Genomic DNA, 18,735 nt, shown 5'->3' on the forward strand with positions numbered 1-18,735 from the left:
TAAGCATTGACGTTAGCTAAAATTACACGTATGATTACATTAATTATTTTGCTGTTTAATTCCGCTAGGAATTATCAACATTAATTGACCAATGGTCTAAATATAAGTCTTTTAAACTTGTTTCTCCTAATGATTTGGTATTTTGTATAAGCTATTGTTCGTTATCTTCAAGAACTTGGAAATATACAGTGGATGCATTCATCTATACGTGAATACAATCTACGGAAATTATGGGGTTAGGGTGATTGATTTGAATACAGAGCTATTGGAAGTCAGAAATCTAACAACATCATTCAGAATTGAAGATGACTATTATGCAGCAGTGGATCACGTTAACCTTAAGGTGAAAAAAAATGAAGTATTGGCGATTGTAGGTGAATCGGGTTCAGGTAAAAGTGCGTTTGCTTTCTCTCTTATGGGTTTGCATAACAAAGCAAAAATCGAAGGCCAGATTCTCTATAAAGGACAAGATATTGCCAACATCTCTCCAAACAAGTTGAACAAGCTACGCGGTAAAGAAATGGGCATGATTTTTCAGGACCCATTGTCTGCGTTAAATCCTCTAATGATTATTGGTGAACAGATTGAAGAGATCCTCACACTTCATCAGTCTAAGCTATCTTCCAGAGAGAAGAGAGAAAAGGTCATTCACTTATTGAATCAGGTAGGGATCCCACGTCCCGAACAAATATACAAGCAATATCCTCACGAATTATCTGGTGGTATGAGACAGAGAATTGTCATCGCCATTGCGATTGCCAACAAACCGGAACTACTCATAGCCGATGAACCAACGACGGCGCTTGACGTTACGATTCAACTACAGATTCTGGAACTAATCCGTGATCTGAAGAATGATATTAACGCAGGCATCATTCTGATTACACATGATTTGGGTGTCGTAGCTGAGATGGCTGACCGCGTTGCCGTTATGTATGCAGGCGAAATTGTTGAAATCGCAGATATCTTCACATTGATGAACGATGCGAAGCATCCATATACCCGCTCATTGTTGAACTCTATTCCTACCCTGTCTGAAGAAAGATCCAAATTGCATGTTATCCAAGGCATTGTTCCATCGCTCAAAAATCTTCCTCGCAAAGGGTGCAGATTCAAAGCCCGAATTCCATGGATTAGTGAATCGGCTCATGAAGAGAACCCACAGATGCATGAAATTGCGCCAGGTCACTTTGTAAGATGTACCTGCTACCAGCATTTTCATTTCCCTGACCAAAGCTGAGGAGGAATAACATAATGGCATTACTCGAAGTAGAAGGACTCAAGATACACTTTCCAATTCGCGGTGGATTGCTTAAACGGGAAATTGGCAGTGTAAAGGCTGTTGATGATGTTAGCTTCTCCATTGAACAAGGTCAGACCTATGGTCTGGTTGGCGAATCAGGTTCAGGTAAGACAACAACAGGAAGAGCCATTATTGGGCTAAACCATGTCACTGAGGGAAAGATTCTGTTTAACGGTAAAAATCTGGCTACGGAGCGACGTAAGAACAGGCAGCTCCAGCGGGATGTACAAATGATTTTTCAAGATCCATATTCATCACTGAATCCAAAGAAGCGAGTTATCGATATCATCGCTGAGCCGTTTCGTAACTATGAGCGTCTGACAGCGACCGAGGAGAAAAGACAAGTAAGAGAATTGCTTGAAAAGGTTGGTCTGAGTCCAGAGTCAATCTACAAATACCCGCATGAATTCTCAGGGGGGCAGCGTCAACGGATTGGCATTGCACGGGCTATTGCATTGAAGCCGAAGCTGATTATTGCGGATGAACCAGTATCTGCACTCGATGTATCAGTACAGGCTCAGGTACTCAATTTCATGCAGGAAATTCAAAAAGAATTAAATCTGACTTATCTGTTCATCAGTCACGATCTGGGCATTATCCGTCATATGTGTGATCAGATTGGGATTATGTATAAAGGTCGATATGTGGAACAGGGCACAACAAATGATATTTTTGAGAATCCGCAACACATCTATACCAAACGTCTGATTGCAGCCATTCCGGATATGGACCCAACCAAACGAGAGGAAATGGTAGCCTTCCGTCAACAGGTCAAATCCGAGTATGAACATTCATACCGAAATTTCTTTGATGAGGAAGGGCTTGCATACTCGCTCCAATCCATTTCCGATACTCACCGAGTAGCTCTACCTCAGAAAGGTTGAAGGCCATATGTGGAAAACGATAGTACGCAGAATTATCATAATGATCCCTCAGATCTTTTTACTAAGTCTTTTGGTCTTTCTGATGGCGAAAGCCATGCCGGGTGATGCACTAACGGGATTGCTTGATCCAAGTGTTGATCCCAAAGCATTGGAAGCACAGCGAGAGAGACTGGGATTAAACAATCCCTGGTACGTGCAATATTGGGACTGGATCAAAAACGCCATTCAAGGTGATTTTGGACAATCCTTCCGATTTAAAATGCCGGTTACGGACCTGATCGGCCAACGTGTGGCAAACACATTCTGGCTGGCACTGGCGACACTTGTACTGACTTACCTGATTGCTATTCCACTCGGTATCATCAGTGGTCGTTACAACGATACCTGGTCTGATCGGTTGATCACCGGATACACCTACCTGGGCTTTGCCGCACCTTTGTTCATCTTTGCACTGGTGATGGTGTGGATCTTCGGATTCCACTTCGGCTGGTTCCCAACGGGAGGAAGTGTTGCACCAGGTCTTACACCAGGTACATTCAGCTATGTGATGAGTAAGTTCTATCATTTATTATTACCGGCACTATCCATGGCATTGATTACAACGGTATCTACGGTTCAATATTTGCGTAGTGAAATCATTGATATCAAGCATAAGGAATTCGTTATTACCGCGAGAGCCAAAGGCGCCTCGGAATCCCGGATCTATAACAGACATATTTTGAGGAACTCACTGTTACCTATCGCTGCGTTCTTCGGATATGAGATTACAGGGCTTATCGGAGGTACGGTATTTATCGAAAGCATATTCAGTTATCCAGGTATGGGGCAGTTGTTCCTGAGTTCCATCTCATTGCGGGACTTCAGCGTTGTGACTGCACTCGTATTGTTATATGGCGTGGCTTCCATTCTCGGGGCATTGCTGTCTGACATAATTCTAGGAATTGTAGATCCACGTATACGGATCAAGTAAGAACTTGAAGATTTCGGGGTGAAAACAAGATGAGCAAGGCCAACGAGGTAGTTGTAACTTCACAAAAGATTGATAAAAGCCCCTCCAGCTTGAGTATTTTATGGAGGGAGCTTGTCAGAGATAAGGTGGCACTAATCTCGCTCATTTTCTTGGGCTTGGTCATGTTGCTGGTATATGGCACGTCTCTCATTCTGAATCAGGATGATATCGTACGCGTGGATCTATTTGCCTTATATGAACCGCCATCCGCGAAATATTGGCTTGGAACAGATTATGGAGGTCGTGATGTGTTTGGCCAACTGGTCATCGGTACACGTAACTCCCTGACCATTGGTATTATTGTGACGTTAATGACTGGCTTCATAGGTATCTTCATTGGCCTTTTATCCGGTTATTTCGGTGGCATGGTAGACAACCTGTTTATGCGTGTTGTTGATTTCTTCATGATCCTTCCGATGTTGATGATTGTTATCGCGTTTGTTACGGCAGTACCGAAATACAATATCATCTCCTTCTCTCTGATCATGACGGCGTTTCTCTGGATGGGTATTGCCAGATTGATTCGCTCCAAAGCATTACAGGAACGGGAGCTGGACTATGTAAAAGCTTCAAAAACATTGGGCTCTTCTCATCTGAAGATTATGCTCTCACAGGTTCTTCCGAATCTGAGCTCCATTATTATCGTAACGATGACATTGAACCTCGCTGCCAACATTGGCCTCGAATCCGGGCTGTCTTTTCTGGGGTTTGGTTTTCCCGAAAGTACGCCTAGTCTTGGAACACTCGTAAGTTATGCACGTAATCCGCAAACCCTGGAGTCCAGATGGTGGATATGGCTACCCGCATCGGTACTGATTCTGGTATTGATGTTGAGTATAAATAATGTCGGTCAAGCCCTAAAGCGTGCGACTGATGCAAGACAAAGAAGAGGTTAAAAAAAGGGAGGAAAGGTTCATGAAAAAGGGATTATTTTCACGGGGACTATTTTTCACGATGATGTTGGTCTTTGTATTGGTGCTCGCAGCGTGCTCTGAGAAAGAAGCAGCTACTCCAGCTCCTGCTACCAACAACACAGAAGAGGGAAAAACGGAGGAAAAACCTGCAAATGAAGAGGGCGTTTACTCCATTGAAGACTTCAACAATGTCAAAACGAATGAAGGTACTGCGATCGAGGGTGGATCGATTACATTCGGACTTGTATCGGATACTGCTTTTGAAGGTACACTGAATTTCAACTTCTATTCCGGTAACCCGGATGCACAGGTTCTTCAATGGTTTGATGAAGGTTTGCTGACTTGGGATAAAGACTATGTGTACACCAATGATGGTGCTGCAACATATGAAACTTCCGAAGATGGCAAAACGTTCACACTGACCATTCGCGACAATGTAAACTGGCATGATGGCAAGCCGGTAACGGCTGAAGATCTGCAGTTTGCTTACGAAGTTATCGGTAACAAAGCTTATGATGGTCCACGTTACGACTCCAACTTCACTAGTGTCGTGGGTATGGATGAGTATCATGCTGGAAAAGCAAAAACAATCTCTGGTATTAAAGTGCTGAGCGACAAACAAATCAGCATTACGTATAAAGAATCTACTCCGTCCCTGCTGACAGGTGGCGTATGGACGTATCCACTCGCTAAACATATCTTCGGAGATATGGATGTAGCAAAAATGTCTTCTTCCAAAGAAGTACGTGAAAAACCAATTGGTTTTGGTCCATTTAAAGTGGATGTTATCACTCCAGGTGAGTCTGTAACTTTTGTTAAAAACGATGACTACTGGCGTGGAGCTCCAAAACTGGATAGTGTAACTCTGAAAGTTATCAACCCGACAACGGTTGTTCAAGAACTGAAATCTGGCGGGGTAGACCTCGTGGATGCATTCCCGACAGATCAATATAAAGACAATGCTAACCTGTCCAACGTAGAATTCCTGGGTGCAATCGATCGTGCGTATACGTACATCGGCTTCAAACTGGGTACGTGGGATGAAGAGAACGGAAAAGTGGTAAGCAATGCCGAAGCAAAAATGGGCGATAAAAACTTGCGTAAAGCAATGTGGATGGCTGTAGATAACGATCAAGTTGGTAAACGTTTCTATAACGGTCTGCGCTGGAATGCAACAACCCTGATTCCACCGTCTCACCCAGAATTCCATGACTCCAGCAATCCGGGTGTAACGTATGATCCGGAAGCAGCGAAAGCATTGCTCGATGAAGCTGGTTACAAGCTGGATGGTGAATTCCGTACGAATCCGGATGGAACACCACTCGAAATCAACTTTGTATCCATGACTGGTGGCGACACAGCTGAACCATTGGCACGTTACTATGTTCAATCATGGGCTGCTATTGGTTTGAAAGTAAACCTGGAAATGGTTGAGTTCAACAGCTTCTATGACCGTGTAGGTAACACAGGTAAAGATGATCCGAACATTGATGTGTATCAAGCAGCATGGGGTGTTGGTATTGACGTAGATCCATCTGGTCTGTACGGCCGTGATGCACTCTACAACTTCTCCAGATTCTCCAGCGAAGAGAATGACAAATTGTTGGCACAAGGTATCTCTGCTGAAGCATTTGATGTAGACAAGCGTAAAGAGGTCTACAATCAATGGCAGCAATACATGGTAGATGAAGTTCCTGTATTCCCTACACTGTATCGTGCAGTTGTAGCACCAGTTAACAAACGTGTAATGAATTATGCGATTGGTGATGGAACAGGCGTTTACCTGAGCGACCTGCAAGTTAATGCAGACAAGGCAGTTGTAGCTGAGTAATACTTCTTCCATTAGCAGCTGTAAGGATTGGGGTCCTTTTAAGAAGTCGGTTGCTAAATGATATTGAAGAATTCTCCTGGGAGATTGAACTAAAGTGTCTTTAAAACATGGATTCTGTACACTCTGGCATGGGTGTATGGGGTTCATGTTTTTTTTGTAACCAAAAAATAAAAAAAATTTAACTTTTTTTCAAAAAAGTGCAGACAAAATGCCTTTTCACTTCGTCTATATAGGTAAGAGGTGATCATCTTATGAAAAAATGGTGGAAACGGTCAGGTATGCTACTGGCTCTGCTGCTCATTATATATTTGGGTGTAAAACCGGACATGCTGGTAGGCAAACCGGGAATAAAAGCTGAATCTGCAGTATTAATGGATATGAACTCCGAACAGATCTTAATGGATTATAATGGCTCCGAAGAGATTGCTCCGGCAGGCGTCAGTAAGTTGATGACAGAATTGTTAGTGATGGAAGCTGTAATTAATGGAGATATCCGGTGGGATGATCTCGTTAACGTGAGTCTATATGCCAGTTCCGTGGGTGGCAGTCAACTGACTCTGAAACAGGGAGAACAGTTCACTGTTCAGGAGTTGTTCCAAGTGGTAGCTGTATACTCAGCGAATGATGCAGCAGTGGCTCTGGCTGAACATATCAGTGGTACTGAGCAGAATTTTGTGCAACAGATGAATCAGAAAGCAACTCAGATTGGGCTGTCTGAGGATACAAAATTCAGGAATTCAACAGGCCTCAGTGAAAAGCTGCTCGGTCCTAACCGTCCGATGGAAATAAAAGGGCAGACCTTGATGACGGCTATAGATGCATGCAAGCTTGCGCGATATCTGCTGAACAACCATCCCGAAATTTTAAGAATCTCCAGTCAAATGCAAGTATCGATGCATCAAAAAGGGATGTACATGAGCAACACGAACTGGATGTTGTCTTCCATTGGTGGGCCTTATGCTTATGATGGGAATGACGGATTGAAGACCGGGTATGATGAGGATTCCGGATATCATTTTGTGGGGACAGCTGAACGTGATGGCAAAAGACTGATTTCAGTTGTATTTGGAACAGAAACTCGTGAAGGACGTTTTGTGGAGACACGGAAGCTATTCAACTATGGATTTTCGGGCTCCAAATAAAGAGAGGACATGAACATACTCAAGAAGACCCATCTCGCTGTTAACTTGTGGTTAATCATGGTAAAATGACTTACGTATAATTCCATATTTTTATGCAATTCACTTTAAAGGGGGAGATTGTTTGAACACGATTAGTAAAAAGGTATATGCTCTCACACTCACCATGGCCATGTCCATTGCACTGATTCAACCAGCTGTACAGGCGGCCGAAGCCGTAAAACCTACAGCCTCAGTCTCGGAGGCCATTGCTTCCAAGGCGACAAAAACACTGCAACAACTGGGATACATAGATGGCATTACAGATGGCATGACCCAATTAACGACTCCAATCACTCGCGCGGAGGCAGCAATCATTCTGCAACGTGTACTTCAACTGGATGCGCCTGCTTCACTCACAGGTTTTGCAGATGTTTTGCCGGAGAATGAAGCTGCGCCTGCCATCTACGCATTAAAGCAAGGCGGATTCATTCAAGGGAAGGCCAAAGGCTACGCGCCAGATGCTCCACTAACACGTGCACAGATGGCATCGTTGTTCACACGTGCATTTGAACTGAAGGATAATGGAATCCAGGTCGTATACAGTGATGCCGATCAGATTCCAGCTGTGCATGCCGATGACGCTGCGCGGGTAAAACAGCATTTTATTATCGAAGGTAGCGCATTTAACGCCAAACAATCAGTCACCCATGGGGAATTCGCTGATGCACTGTATCTGGCACTTGGACTTGATGTGAAATCGGATGGTCTTACTCCTCTGGAGGACTTCTTCAAACAGCCTGCTCAGGCAGGGTTCCAGATGTCGCCGGACGGTAAGCATCTTGCTTACCTGGAGCCATGGAACAACCGCATGAATATCGTAGTTACTGCAAACGGTCAGGACAAGCCTGTACGGATTACGAGCGAAACTGAACGTAATATTGCTGGGTTTGCGTGGGCAACCAATGAAAAGCTACTCTATGTACAAGACAAAGCAGGCGATGAAAATTACCATATATATGTGACGGATATCGATGGTAAAAATAGCAAGGACCTGACGCCGTATCCTGACACAAGAGCGATCCTGATAGATCCACTTGAAAATATTCCGGATGAGATTCTGGTAGGCTTGAACAAGCGTGATCCGCGCATTTTCGATGTGTATCGGATTAATATCAAGACAGGGGAGGCTGTACTTGCCGCAGAGAACCCGGGTAATATTACGGGCTGGCTGACGGATCACGAGGGTAAAATTCGTGTTGCTGTGTCTAGTGATGGCAATGTGTCTTCGTTACTGTATCGTGAATCAGAAGATCAAAAATTTGAGCCGCTTCTGACAACGAAGCTTGGAGAGACCTTTGCGCCAGTCATGTTCACGTATGATAACAAAAATATCTATGCCATATCCAACTTGGAGAGAGATAAAACGGCGATTGTCGAGTACAGCCCAAGCAGTAAGAAGGTAACCAAAACCATCTATGAAAATAAAGATGTGGATGTAAGCAGCTTCGTACCTTCCAAAGAAAAGGGTACCATTCTTGCTGCTGTGTATGAGACAGATAAAGTGAACTATGAATTCTTTGATCAAGAGTTCAAAACGCTAATGCAGGATATCAAAGCAAACGTGCCAGGCAAGGAGATTAGTATCAGCAGCATAAGCGAGGAAAGCCAAGTATTGTTCGTAGCGTATAGTGACAAAGCGATGGGTACGTATTATTTCTACGATTCCAAAACAGGCAAACTTGATAAACTGGCTGATGCCGCACCTTGGATTGATGAAAAGCAAATGGCGGATATGAAACCCATTACGTATAAGTCACGCGATGGCCTCACCCTGCATGGTTATCTGACGCTGCCTCAAGGTGCTGAAGCAGAGGCTTCCGACTTGCCATTGGTTGTAGTGCCACATGGGGGTCCTTGGGCTCGCGATTCATGGGGCTTTAATCCGGAGGTTCAATTCCTTGCAAGTCGCGGTTATGCCGTTCTACAGGTTAATTTCCGTGGTTCCACGGGATACGGCAAGGAATTCCTGGATGCAGGTAATAAAGAATGGGGCAAAGCCATGCAGAACGACCTCACAGACGGTGTGAACTGGCTGGTTGAAGAGGGGAAAGTTGATCCTAAACGTGTAGCCATATATGGAGGATCTTACGGTGGATATGCTGCTCTCGCAGGTCTGGCCTTCACACCAGAGGTCTATGCTGCTGGCATTAGCTATGTGGGACCTTCCAACATCTTCACCCTTCTGGACTCACTGCCTCCTTATTGGGAGTCAGAGCGCAGCATGTTCTATGAACGTGTAGGAGATCCCCAGAAAGACAAGGAATTGTTGACGGCGATTTCACCGCTCTTCCACATCGATCAGATGAAGGCTCCATTATTCGTAGTTCAGGGTGCTAATGATCCACGGGTCAAACAGGCTGAGTCAGACCAGATCGTTGAAGCCTTGCGCAAGCGTGGTGTCGATGTACCCTATATGTTAAAGACCAATGAAGGCCATGGCTTTGCGAACGTCGAGAATCAGCTTGATCTGTACCGTGCGATGGAGAAATTCCTGAATCGTCATCTGATGCAGCCATAATACGTTAGTCACGAGGGCTGTCCCGCCGGTTTCATTGAAACGGTGGGACAGCCTTTATTTTATCGAATCAGAGGTAAATTGAACCATATAATCATATTATTAAATTGACATATGGATTTCTTTTGTTTTAAAATGACCAGTGAGTCATTATTATTCGATTCGGTTTAATATATATGTACAATACCAACGGTACGATACTGAATTTATGATCTGATCGGGAGGTAACATGTGATGCAAAAACAAATGAAATGGCCGTTAATCCTCTTTGCCATAGGGGTATTTATGGCTGCGTTGGATAACGGAATCATCACCTCGTCATTGACCACTTTGAATGCATCATTTGGTGTATCTCCAACGTGGGGGGCATGGACGATTACGCTCTACACGCTAGGGCTTGCGGTGAGTGTTCCTATTGCAGGTAAACTGTCGGATCGTTATGGTCGCAAGAAACTGTTCTTGATTGAAGTGGCGTTGTTTGGGATCGGGTCCCTGCTCGTTGCGCTTAGCACTTCGTTTACGTTCTTCCTGATCGCTCGTGTTATTCAAGCTTTGGGCGGTGGGGGGATATTTATCATTGCCAGCTCATACGTATTAAGCAAGTTCCCAGTGGAGCGTCAAGGCACTGCTCTGGGTCTGCTTGGAGGTATGAATGGTGTTGCTGCTATTCTGGGACCTAATGTCGGTGCTTTCATATTGGACATTACGGGTAACTGGCATTGGTTATTCCTAATCAATGTACCTATCGCCATTCTGTTGTTCATTGCAGGTATTCGATATATTCATGAAGAACAGGAATTGAACCGTACAGCAGTGGACTGGAGCGGTATCGCTGTCCTGACGCTAGGTGTACTCAGTTTAATGTATAGCTTCAGCAATCTGGACGGTGTGAACATGATTCAAAGCCTGGGATCACCGATGTTCTACGGCTTCTTCTTGGCAGGTATAATTATTCTGATACTCTTTTATTTCATGGAAAAAAGACTGGAAGGATCTGAACGTGAACCAGTTGTATCGACACAGCTTCTGGGCATTGCGTCCTTTCGTTGGACGCTGTTGATTGCCTTTTTCTCCGGAGCCATCCTGGCCTCGGTGATCTTTATTCCCGGTTTTGTTGAACAGTATCTTGGCGTATCCAATACGGCATCCGGATACTGGTTTACTCCGCTCGCGCTGGCATCCGGCATTGGGGCGGGTGGAGGTGGTTACCTCGTTGACCGCAAAGGGCCCATCTGGACGTTATCGGTTGCCGGGCTATTATCTGCCATTGGATTTCTGCTGTTCCCATTATGGGTGGAGCATATCTGGCAATTTGTCATTGCGAGTACGCTCGTAGGGATCGGCTTCGGCATGATGCTTGGTGCACCAGTAAACGTGCTTGTCACAGAACAGGCGGGTGAGAACAATAAAGGCATCGCGGTAGCGACCAGTTCGTTATTCCGCCAGATGGCGATGGCTATTGCACCTACGATTTTCGCCGGATTCCTGGCGCGTTCTTTCATTAATCTGGGGTCCAATATTCAGACTGGGTTTGCTGACAAAGGAATTCAGGTGCCGCCTGAGATGCTGGAGCAATATGCTTCAGGTGGAGCATCCGGGAGTGATGTATCCGGTCTGACAGCAGGTCTGGCCCAAATCCCTGATGAAGGGATCCGTGATGTATTGCTTCAGGCAGTGCATCAAACGACAGGGCAGGGTTACAATGGGCTTTTCTGGTCCGCGGTTATATTCAGCGTGCTTACGCTGGTGGCTGCACTTATAACGGGACGTCTGCGTCATAAGGAGAAGAGTCATCATGTGGAAAGTGTATCCTCGAATTGATTAGATATCGTGTGGAAATGAAGAGAACAGTGCACCTTTTGTAACTCAAAAAGGAGTCGCTGTTCTTTTCAATTTAACCGGATTGTAACTTTTCTTGCTCCCGCAATGATTACAATAGAACGAGCGTAAGCGGTGTCTTGATTCCAGAGAGATAAAACTTCAGAGAACACCGAGTCACAAGGCATCCCAGGCGTTTAATTGGTATTATGCAGTATCATTTTCATAGTGAAGAAGGAATCGATGGATGAAAAGCAGAACTAAAGATAAGAAGAAGAAAAGAAGAAAAGGCCTATATATAACGCTCGTTTCACTTGTTGTTTTGTTAATCGGAGGTTATTTGTTCCGTCAACAGCTGGCTGTAGCGGCATTTGATCTGTTTCTCGCCGGTTCGGTAGAAGAGCAGTTATCCCGCTCTTATGTACCGCAAGAAGGCAACAATACGCCTGATCCAACGGTGTATCGTAAGGAACCTTTCTCCGTGTTACTGCTGGGTTCGGACAAACGCGCCTATGAGAAGACGCGTGGACGTTCGGATACCGTCATCTATGCTGTAGTACGTCCCAAGGAATCCCGTGTGCTTCTGGTATCCATTCCACGTGATACGTATGTGCAAATTGTGGGACGGGATGCAAACAAGGACGGCGTAGATGATTATGATAAGCTGGCGCATGCCTATGCTTTCGGTGGGGAGAATATGTCCATCAATACGGTGGAGAAATTTCTTGATGCTGATGTTGGTTACTATGCAACGATCAACTTCGATGGAATCACAAAAGTGGTTGATGCACTTGGTGGTGTGAAACTCCCAATTGATGAGGACATTGTGAACAAGAACCCGAATCATGTTCAATTCACGATTGAAGGCGGTAAGCCGATCTATGACGGGCAGGACGCACTGTATTATGTCAGATACCGTGAGGATAGCGATTTTAATCGTACCAAGCGGCAACAGATCTTCCTCAACGCGATGGCGAACGAGATGCTGAACTTGAATCAAATCGCCAAAATTCCGGAGTTGATTCAGATTATGGGAGATAGCTTCCAGACGGATATGCGAGCTTCCTTTATTATTGATCTGGCTAAACAGGTGCTTACTCAGGAGAAACCGCAGATTTCAAGCTTCACTATTCTTGGTGAGGGGATGAAAAAAGATGGTATCTATTATGGTCAGGCTGACGAGAAAGATGTCCAATATGCCAAAGAGCTGATTAACAACTGGATGGATCAATCCACCCCAGCCGGTGAAGTAATGATTCCTGACCGGCAAAAGATTGAATAACCAATTCCATACCGATGATGTGTTGTAGACCACAATCAGCAGTACGTTTATTCGCGGGCTGCTGTTTTTTTTCTTTGTAGCGAGAAATATGATCCTTTTGGAACATCCTGCGCTCTGATTCGTATAATATAAGTTGAGCGAGATAGGTTGAACGAAGAAATTCACAAGGAGGATACACAAGGGTATGAACATCGCATTTTTTCTGCTACCCAAACAAGAGGTTACGTGTGTGACGTCGGATTCTACGCTACGGCAAACGTTGGAACGGATGGAATATCATCGTTTTACGGCGGTTCCCATTTTGAATAAAGAGGGCAAATATATTGGTACGGTTACCGAAGGCGACTTACTGTGGTATATGAAGAATGCCGAGGGAAAGATTACATTTGAAAACGCTTCAAAGTTCTTGCTCAAAGACGTTCCACTTCGCTTGGATATTAAACCCGTGTCCATTGATGCCAACATGGAGGACCTGATCAATCTGGCTAAAGTTCAGAACTTTGTCCCTGTGGTCGATGACATGGAGCGTTTCATTGGTATTGTCAGACGGAGTCAGATTATTGAGTACTGCGAGGGCATTGTAGCCAAAGAATCAATCAAGGCCAAGTAAAGCTGCGCCGAATTTAAACATTATTGTGTCATTAGGGATAATCACCGCCGCCCGGTATCATGTTAAACTTAAGAAGTCGTGAATCAAGGGCGCATTTGAAGCTTTTTACAAAATATAAAGTTCAATAGGATGTACGGAGGACTCCGCATAAGTACCTGACATCAGTTTCGGAGAACTTCTCCGCTTTTTGGGGTAATTTTGCGGGCCCTCTTTTTATGCTATAATCGAGAATAAAGCTTTTTCGGGGGAGTGACTTTCGCCAATATGCCTAAAGAACTGGATGTAGCCAAACGTGCTAAAGTGATTGAATGGCTGAAAACCGAAGTGCTTGATCAGGTATCCCGATTATTCAAGGCGTTATGGGAAGGCAGTACAACTCGAATCGGGGACAGTCTTGCCAGTTTGATGATGAGTAGTTACATATTGGGCCGCAGGCTCGGTATTCCTTTCAAGGATCTGGATGAACTGCTAGTTGAGAAGTTGAAAAAGCATAAACAGGAAGGTCACCAGCTTGAAGACTGGTACCAGGATATTTCCGCGCTAGAAGATCATATGCGTAAGAGGTGAATTTGTTGAAATTTAGCTTTAAATCAGCTGTTTGGAGCGCAGTCTATCTGCTCTTGCTACTTTCGCTGTTAACTCCTTTATCAGTACTTGCCATATTTTTTATGATGATTCCGGGAGTTATTTTGTATGCTTCATTGTCCTTAAAATCATTTATATGGCATCTCGTGCCCGTAGCGGTTATTTTGGTCGTATTCCACCCCATTTATCTGTTACTATTGCTCATCTTTACCCTGCCTGCGATCGTTATGGGTCACGCGTATAAAACACGCAAGTCGGCCCTGTTTGCGCTGATGGCGGGAAGTGGCATGATGTTGGCAGAATACTTGTTGTTGCTCTTGGTCGGCAGTGTCATTTTCCAATTCGACCTGTCCAGTTATATTGAAGATGTAGTCAAATTAACCATTGAACCGTTAACGAATTCATCTAATCAGATGATCAACGGGTTTGCGTGGACACCGGAGATGACTCAGGATGTCGCCAAACAAACGCAGCTTATGATTCCGTTTGCCCTCGTTGTCACATCGATGGTCATGGCTTTCATTACGCACGCCATTGCACGTCCGATTCTGAATGTGATGGGTGTGGTGGTATCGAAGCTTCCACCAGCGAGAGAGTGGCGTATGCCGCGTGCGTTGATCTGGTATTATTTCCTGGCACTGTTGATCGAAGTGATCTCCAGACAAAGTGATGGAACATACTGGACCATGATTGCCATGAATCTGTCGCCGTTGATCAATCTGGGCTTCATGATTCAAGCGATCGGCTTCTTCTTCTTTCTCTCACATACTAAGAAATGGAATCCGGTTATACCTTATTTCCTGGCGGCTGCGGTCTTCTTCATTGGTCCGCTTCGGATTATCGGGATTATCGATCTGGCGTTCCCGCTTCGTGAGGCAATATCGAAATCAAAACGATAGGGTGATGAGTCTTGCCTAAATTTCTGAAGAAACGCTGGCACGGCTACTATACCGTATGGGCGTTCATACTGCTGCTGTTGCTCGTTATGTTCGTTACCATTTATAACTGGACGCTTGGTTTGATTAGTCTGATACTGGCTTCGGCGCTGGGAATCGTCATGATTAAGGCGGAGCTCGCGTTCCGCCGTGAGCTTAACGACTACATTAATGGCCTGTCCATTCGGATCAAACGGATGGAGGGGGAAGCGGTCAGCATGCTTCCATTCGGAATTGTGCTGTACAGCGAAGATCGTACGGTAGAGTGGCATAATCGCTTCGTTGCGGAGATGTTCCAAGAGAAGACAATGGTGGGTAATCCGCTACTTAATTTGTTTCCCAAACTTCCTCAGCCTAAAGAGAAGAAGGATGGGGCCAAGGAACCTTCATCCAGGGAGTTCCATGATGAATTCCAGTTGGATGATCGGCATTATGGAGTTATTCATAACCCGCAGGAGCGGTATGTATATGTGTACGAGATTACGGAGCTAGCCATTCTTCGTGATAAATATGAAAATGAACGTCTTGCTTTGGGTATTCTCGTTCTGGACAATCTGGACGAGGCTGCCCAAGGTATGGATGACCAGCAGCGTACAGCGCTGATTGCTCGTGTGACCAGCGAGATTACGTCATGGGCCAAGCAGTATGAAGTGTACCTGCGCCGGCTGTCCTCGGATCGTTATCTGTTAATGCTGAATCATAAGTCTTTGCAGGAACTGGAGCAAAGCCGATTTGTCATTTTGGATGAAGTTCGGGAGATGACCGCTGACCTCAAAGTGCCAATGACACTCAGTGTAGGACTGGCGTTTGGTTCGGATAGCATCAGCGAGATGGGAGAACTGGCTCAGTCCAGTCTGGATATGGCACTTGGGCGCGGTGGCGACCAGGCCGCTGTGAAATCGGGGCAACGTCTGTCTTTCTATGGTGGCAAGTCCAACGCCGTGGAGAAACGGACACGGGTCAGAGCACGTGTTATTGCGCATGCGCTGCGTGACCTCATGCAGGAGAGCGATCGAGTGCTCATCATGGGGCACAAAATCCCGGATATGGACGCAATCGGTGCATCCATCGGGGTATGGAAAGCGGCGAGTCTGTACAATGTAGAAGCACGCATTGTTCTGGATGGAATTAATCCAGCGATTGAACGGATGATGGAGCAAGTGAACAAGGACGAGAAGTTGTCCAAGGCATTTGTCTCACCGGAACAAGCAACCCAGATGATGACAGAGCACACGCTGTTGGTTGTAGTGGATACACACAAGGCCTCTATGACAATGGAGCCGAAACTGGTGCAGTCTGCAACCCGTGTGGTCGTTGTGGATCACCATCGTCGGGGTGAGGAGTTCATCAATGATGCTGTGCTGATCTATCTGGAGCCTTACGCATCTTCGGCTGCGGAACTGGTAACGGAGCTCTTACAATACATTCATGACAAGGTACAATTCACTCCGCTTGAAGCTACGGCTTTGCTGGCCGGCATTACAATGGATACGAAGCACTTTGCATTGCACACCGGGTCCAGAACTTTCGAAGCGGCAGGCTTCCTGCGCCGTAGTGGTGCGGATACCATTATGGTCCAGCGGTTGATGAAAGAGGATCTGTCAGAATATATTGCTAAGGCAGAAATCATAAAGCATGCTAAAATGGTATACGGGAACATTGCACTGGCGGTCACGGACCCTGGTAGCAAGATTTCACAGATGATGATCGCCCAAGTGGCGGACACATTGCTGAACATGACGGACGTGGTCGCTTCATTTGTTATTAGTGAGCGTCCAGATGGACTGATTGGCATCAGCGCGAGATCGCTGGGGCGCATGAATGTTCAGGTTGTCATGGAACGACTGGGCGGTGGCGGACATTTGACGAATGCTGCCGTGCAGCTTGAAGGAACGCTTGGAGAGGCAGAAAAACGGCTGACGAACGTACTGGCTGAAATCGAAAAGGAAGAGGGGCTGTTCGAATGAAAGTCATTTTTATAAAAGATATGAAGGGTCAAGGCAAGAAAGGGCAAGTGAAGGAAGTATCTGAGGGCTACGCACAGAACTTCCTGCTGCCACGGGGAATCGCACGTCTGGCAACAGACGGCAACATGAAGACACTCGACAACCAGAAGGCGGCTGAAGAAAGACTCAAACAGGAAGAGAAAGCCGAAGCGGAAGCACTCGCGAAGAAGCTGGAAGCAGAAGTGACTGAACTGAAAGCCAAGTCCGGCGAAGGTGGTCGTCTGTTCGGTGCCATTACCAGCAAACAGATCGCAGAAGCTTTGTCTAAAAAGGGTCTGAAAGTAGACAAACGCAAAATTGAGCTGGACGAGCCTATTCGTACACTCGGCGTAACACAAGTAACTGTCAAGGTTCACCCTGAAGTGAAGGCAACCTTGAAGGTACAGGTAACGGAAGAGTAAGATGGGCGGCGAAATGTTATTCGACCGGATTCCCCCGCAGAACCTGGAAGCCGAACAGGCCGTGCTGGGTGCAATCCTGTTGCAGGGCGAGGCCCTGATTACAGCGATGGAACGGGTGCAAACCGAGGATTTTTACGATAAGCCCCATCAATTAATTTTCGAAGCGATGATTCAACTGGGTGAGGGAAATCAACCGATTGACCTTGTAACACTGACTTCGCTTCTGAAGGATAAAGGTGAGCTGGAGGACATCGGCGGCGTTAGTTATCTGGCTAAGCTGGCCCATGGTGTACCTACAGCCGCGAACGTAGACTATTACGCTCAGATTATTGAAGAGAAATCAATGCTGCGTCGTCTGATTCGTACGGCAACACAGATCGTAAGCGAAGGATATACAGGCGGCGAAGATGTTGCAGCCATGCTGGGAGAAGCTGAACGTCGCATTCTGGAGATTTCCAATCGTCGCTCCAGTAGTGGTTTTATAGCCATTCAGGATGTATTGATGGAAGTATTCGATAAAGTCGAAACGCTGCATCAGAACCGGGGAACGACAACCGGAATCCCTTCCGGCTTCATCGATTTGGACAAGATGACTGCCGGATTCCAGCGCAGTGACTTGATCATTGTAGCGGCACGTCCATCCGTAGGTAAGACGGCCTTTGCCTTGAATATCGCTCAGAATGTAGGTATCCGGGCGCAAGAAACGGTAGCCATCTTCAGTCTGGAGATGTCGGCTGCACAGCTCGTACAACGGATGATCTGTGCGGAAGCGAACCTGGACGCCGGAGTTCTTCGTACAGGGGAATTCAAAGGGGACGAAGATTGGCAGAAGCTGACGATGGGTATTGCAGCTCTAAACGAAGCCAATATCTATATCGATGACACACCTGGTATCACGGTAGCCGATATTCGTGCCAAATGCCGTCGTCTGAAGAAGGAGAAAGGTCTGGGTATGATCCTGATTGACTACCTTCAATTGATTAGTGGACGCGGTAAAGCCGGGGAGAACCGTCAACAAGAGGTATCCGAGATCTCACGTACACTGAAGCAGATTGGCCGGGAACTGGAAGTTCCAGTGATCGCCTTGTCTCAGCTCAGCCGGGGTGTAGAGCAGCGTCAGGATAAACGTCCGATGATGAGTGACTTGCGGGAATCGGGTTCGATCGAGCAAGATGCCGACATCGTAGCGTTCCTGTATCGGGATGACTACTATAATCAGGATACCGAAAAGAAAAATATTATCGAGATCATTATCGCCAAACAGCGTAACGGTCCGGTAGGTACGGTAGAATTGGTCTTCCTGAAAAACTTTAATAAATTCGTCAATTACGAGAGGGCACATAATGACGCCTTCGCGATGTAGCGGACAGGTGCTGACAGCTTCGATCAAGAAGCCAAATCGCCTGTCCCGAAGATCAACCATTAGCACAACTGAACTCAAATATGTCATATAAATACCAG

The 18,735-nt window shown here is 45.8% G+C and carries 15 protein-coding genes; all 15 read left to right on the top strand.

All coding sequences use genetic code 11. The annotated features are described in order from the left end of the window. The first annotated feature begins 250 nt into the window (after nucleotides 1–250). The 15 genes from ACTHPG_RS18010 to dnaB all read left to right on the top strand — a co-directional run bounded on the left by ACTHPG_RS18010 (nucleotide 251) and on the right by dnaB (nucleotide 18,637). Entirely contained in the window at nucleotides 251–1,240 is a 990-nt protein-coding gene (locus ACTHPG_RS18010; RefSeq protein ID WP_440390859.1) for an ABC transporter ATP-binding protein, read from the top strand. Between the two features lie 14 nt (nucleotides 1,241–1,254). Continuing rightward, the gene (locus ACTHPG_RS18015) at nucleotides 1,255–2,187 is read left to right on the top strand and encodes an ABC transporter ATP-binding protein (RefSeq protein ID WP_440390860.1); all 933 of its coding nucleotides are present in this window, start codon (nucleotides 1,255–1,257) and stop codon (nucleotides 2,185–2,187) included. Nucleotides 2,188–2,194: 7 nt separating this feature from the next. Continuing rightward, nucleotides 2,195–3,157 (top strand): oligopeptide ABC transporter permease, encoded by a 963-nt coding sequence (gene opp4B, locus ACTHPG_RS18020; protein WP_036611942.1) that lies wholly within the window; start codon nucleotides 2,195–2,197, stop codon nucleotides 3,155–3,157. A gap of 29 nt (nucleotides 3,158–3,186) precedes the next feature. Beyond that, nucleotides 3,187–4,092, top strand: coding sequence for an ABC transporter permease (locus ACTHPG_RS18025; RefSeq protein ID WP_440390861.1), 906 nt, complete (start codon nucleotides 3,187–3,189; stop codon nucleotides 4,090–4,092). 19 nt (nucleotides 4,093–4,111) lie between these two features. After that, nucleotides 4,112–5,941 carry an oligopeptide ABC transporter substrate-binding protein gene (locus tag ACTHPG_RS18030; RefSeq protein WP_440390862.1) on the top strand — a complete coding sequence of 610 codons (1,830 nt, stop codon included), beginning with the start codon at nucleotides 4,112–4,114 and terminating at the stop codon, nucleotides 5,939–5,941. A 251-nt stretch (nucleotides 5,942–6,192) separates the two neighbouring features. Further along, nucleotides 6,193–7,083 carry a D-alanyl-D-alanine carboxypeptidase family protein gene (locus ACTHPG_RS18035; RefSeq protein ID WP_440390863.1) on the top strand — a complete coding sequence of 297 codons (891 nt, stop codon included), beginning with the start codon at nucleotides 6,193–6,195 and terminating at the stop codon, nucleotides 7,081–7,083. A 121-nt stretch (nucleotides 7,084–7,204) separates the two neighbouring features. Further along, nucleotides 7,205–9,640 (top strand): alpha/beta fold hydrolase, encoded by a 2,436-nt coding sequence (locus ACTHPG_RS18040; protein WP_440390864.1) that lies wholly within the window; start codon nucleotides 7,205–7,207, stop codon nucleotides 9,638–9,640. A gap of 231 nt (nucleotides 9,641–9,871) precedes the next feature. Next, nucleotides 9,872–11,458, top strand: a complete 1,587-nt coding sequence (locus ACTHPG_RS18045; protein ID WP_440390865.1) for an MFS transporter — start codon at nucleotides 9,872–9,874, stop codon at nucleotides 11,456–11,458. A gap of 244 nt (nucleotides 11,459–11,702) precedes the next feature. Further along, nucleotides 11,703–12,737, top strand: coding sequence for an LCP family protein (locus ACTHPG_RS18050; RefSeq protein WP_440390866.1), 1,035 nt, complete (start codon nucleotides 11,703–11,705; stop codon nucleotides 12,735–12,737). Between the two features lie 184 nt (nucleotides 12,738–12,921). Further along, entirely contained in the window at nucleotides 12,922–13,347 is a 426-nt protein-coding gene (locus ACTHPG_RS18055; RefSeq protein WP_440390867.1) for a CBS domain-containing protein, read from the top strand. Between the two features lie 264 nt (nucleotides 13,348–13,611). Next, nucleotides 13,612–13,914 carry a MazG-like family protein gene (locus ACTHPG_RS18060; RefSeq protein WP_440390868.1) on the top strand — a complete coding sequence of 101 codons (303 nt, stop codon included), beginning with the start codon at nucleotides 13,612–13,614 and terminating at the stop codon, nucleotides 13,912–13,914. Further along, nucleotides 13,911–14,831, top strand: coding sequence for a DUF2232 domain-containing protein (locus tag ACTHPG_RS18065; protein WP_440390869.1), 921 nt, complete (start codon nucleotides 13,911–13,913; stop codon nucleotides 14,829–14,831). Before ACTHPG_RS18060 ends, ACTHPG_RS18065 begins: the two co-directional genes overlap by 4 nt. 11 nt (nucleotides 14,832–14,842) lie before the next feature. After that, a complete protein-coding gene (locus tag ACTHPG_RS18070) occupies nucleotides 14,843–16,834 on the top strand; it encodes a DHH family phosphoesterase (RefSeq protein ID WP_440390870.1) in 1,992 nt (663 codons plus the stop codon). Then, entirely contained in the window at nucleotides 16,831–17,274 is a 444-nt protein-coding gene (gene rplI / locus ACTHPG_RS18075) for a 50S ribosomal protein L9 (protein ID WP_036611925.1), read from the top strand. The genes ACTHPG_RS18070 and rplI overlap by 4 nt, the downstream gene beginning before the upstream one ends. 1 nt (nucleotide 17,275) lies before the next feature. Continuing rightward, nucleotides 17,276–18,637 carry a replicative DNA helicase gene (dnaB, locus tag ACTHPG_RS18080; protein ID WP_253442260.1) on the top strand — a complete coding sequence of 454 codons (1,362 nt, stop codon included), beginning with the start codon at nucleotides 17,276–17,278 and terminating at the stop codon, nucleotides 18,635–18,637. The last annotated feature ends 98 nt before the right edge of the window (nucleotides 18,638–18,735 follow it).

Source organism: Paenibacillus sp. SAF-068, assembly GCF_051967555.1.
Taxonomy (GTDB): domain Bacteria; phylum Bacillota; class Bacilli; order Paenibacillales; family Paenibacillaceae; genus Paenibacillus.

Bases quoted from the DNA above. Each gene is read 5' to 3' on its own strand.
- ACTHPG_RS18015 (WP_440390860.1), top strand. From the start codon at position 1,255: ATGGCATTACTCGAAGTAGAAGGACTCAAGATACACTTTCCAATTCGC.
- opp4B (WP_036611942.1), top strand. From the start codon at position 2,195: ATGTGGAAAACGATAGTACGCAGAATTATCATAATGATCCCTCAGATC.
- ACTHPG_RS18025 (WP_440390861.1), top strand. From the start codon at position 3,187: ATGAGCAAGGCCAACGAGGTAGTTGTAACTTCACAAAAGATTGATAAA.
- ACTHPG_RS18030 (WP_440390862.1), top strand. From the start codon at position 4,112: ATGAAAAAGGGATTATTTTCACGGGGACTATTTTTCACGATGATGTTG.
- ACTHPG_RS18035 (WP_440390863.1), top strand. From the start codon at position 6,193: ATGAAAAAATGGTGGAAACGGTCAGGTATGCTACTGGCTCTGCTGCTC.
- ACTHPG_RS18045 (WP_440390865.1), top strand. From the start codon at position 9,872: ATGCAAAAACAAATGAAATGGCCGTTAATCCTCTTTGCCATAGGGGTA.
- ACTHPG_RS18050 (WP_440390866.1), top strand. From the start codon at position 11,703: ATGAAAAGCAGAACTAAAGATAAGAAGAAGAAAAGAAGAAAAGGCCTA.
- ACTHPG_RS18055 (WP_440390867.1), top strand. From the start codon at position 12,922: ATGAACATCGCATTTTTTCTGCTACCCAAACAAGAGGTTACGTGTGTG.
- ACTHPG_RS18060 (WP_440390868.1), top strand. From the start codon at position 13,612: ATGCCTAAAGAACTGGATGTAGCCAAACGTGCTAAAGTGATTGAATGG.
- rplI (WP_036611925.1), top strand. From the start codon at position 16,831: ATGAAAGTCATTTTTATAAAAGATATGAAGGGTCAAGGCAAGAAAGGG.
- dnaB (WP_253442260.1), top strand. From the start codon at position 17,276: ATGGGCGGCGAAATGTTATTCGACCGGATTCCCCCGCAGAACCTGGAA.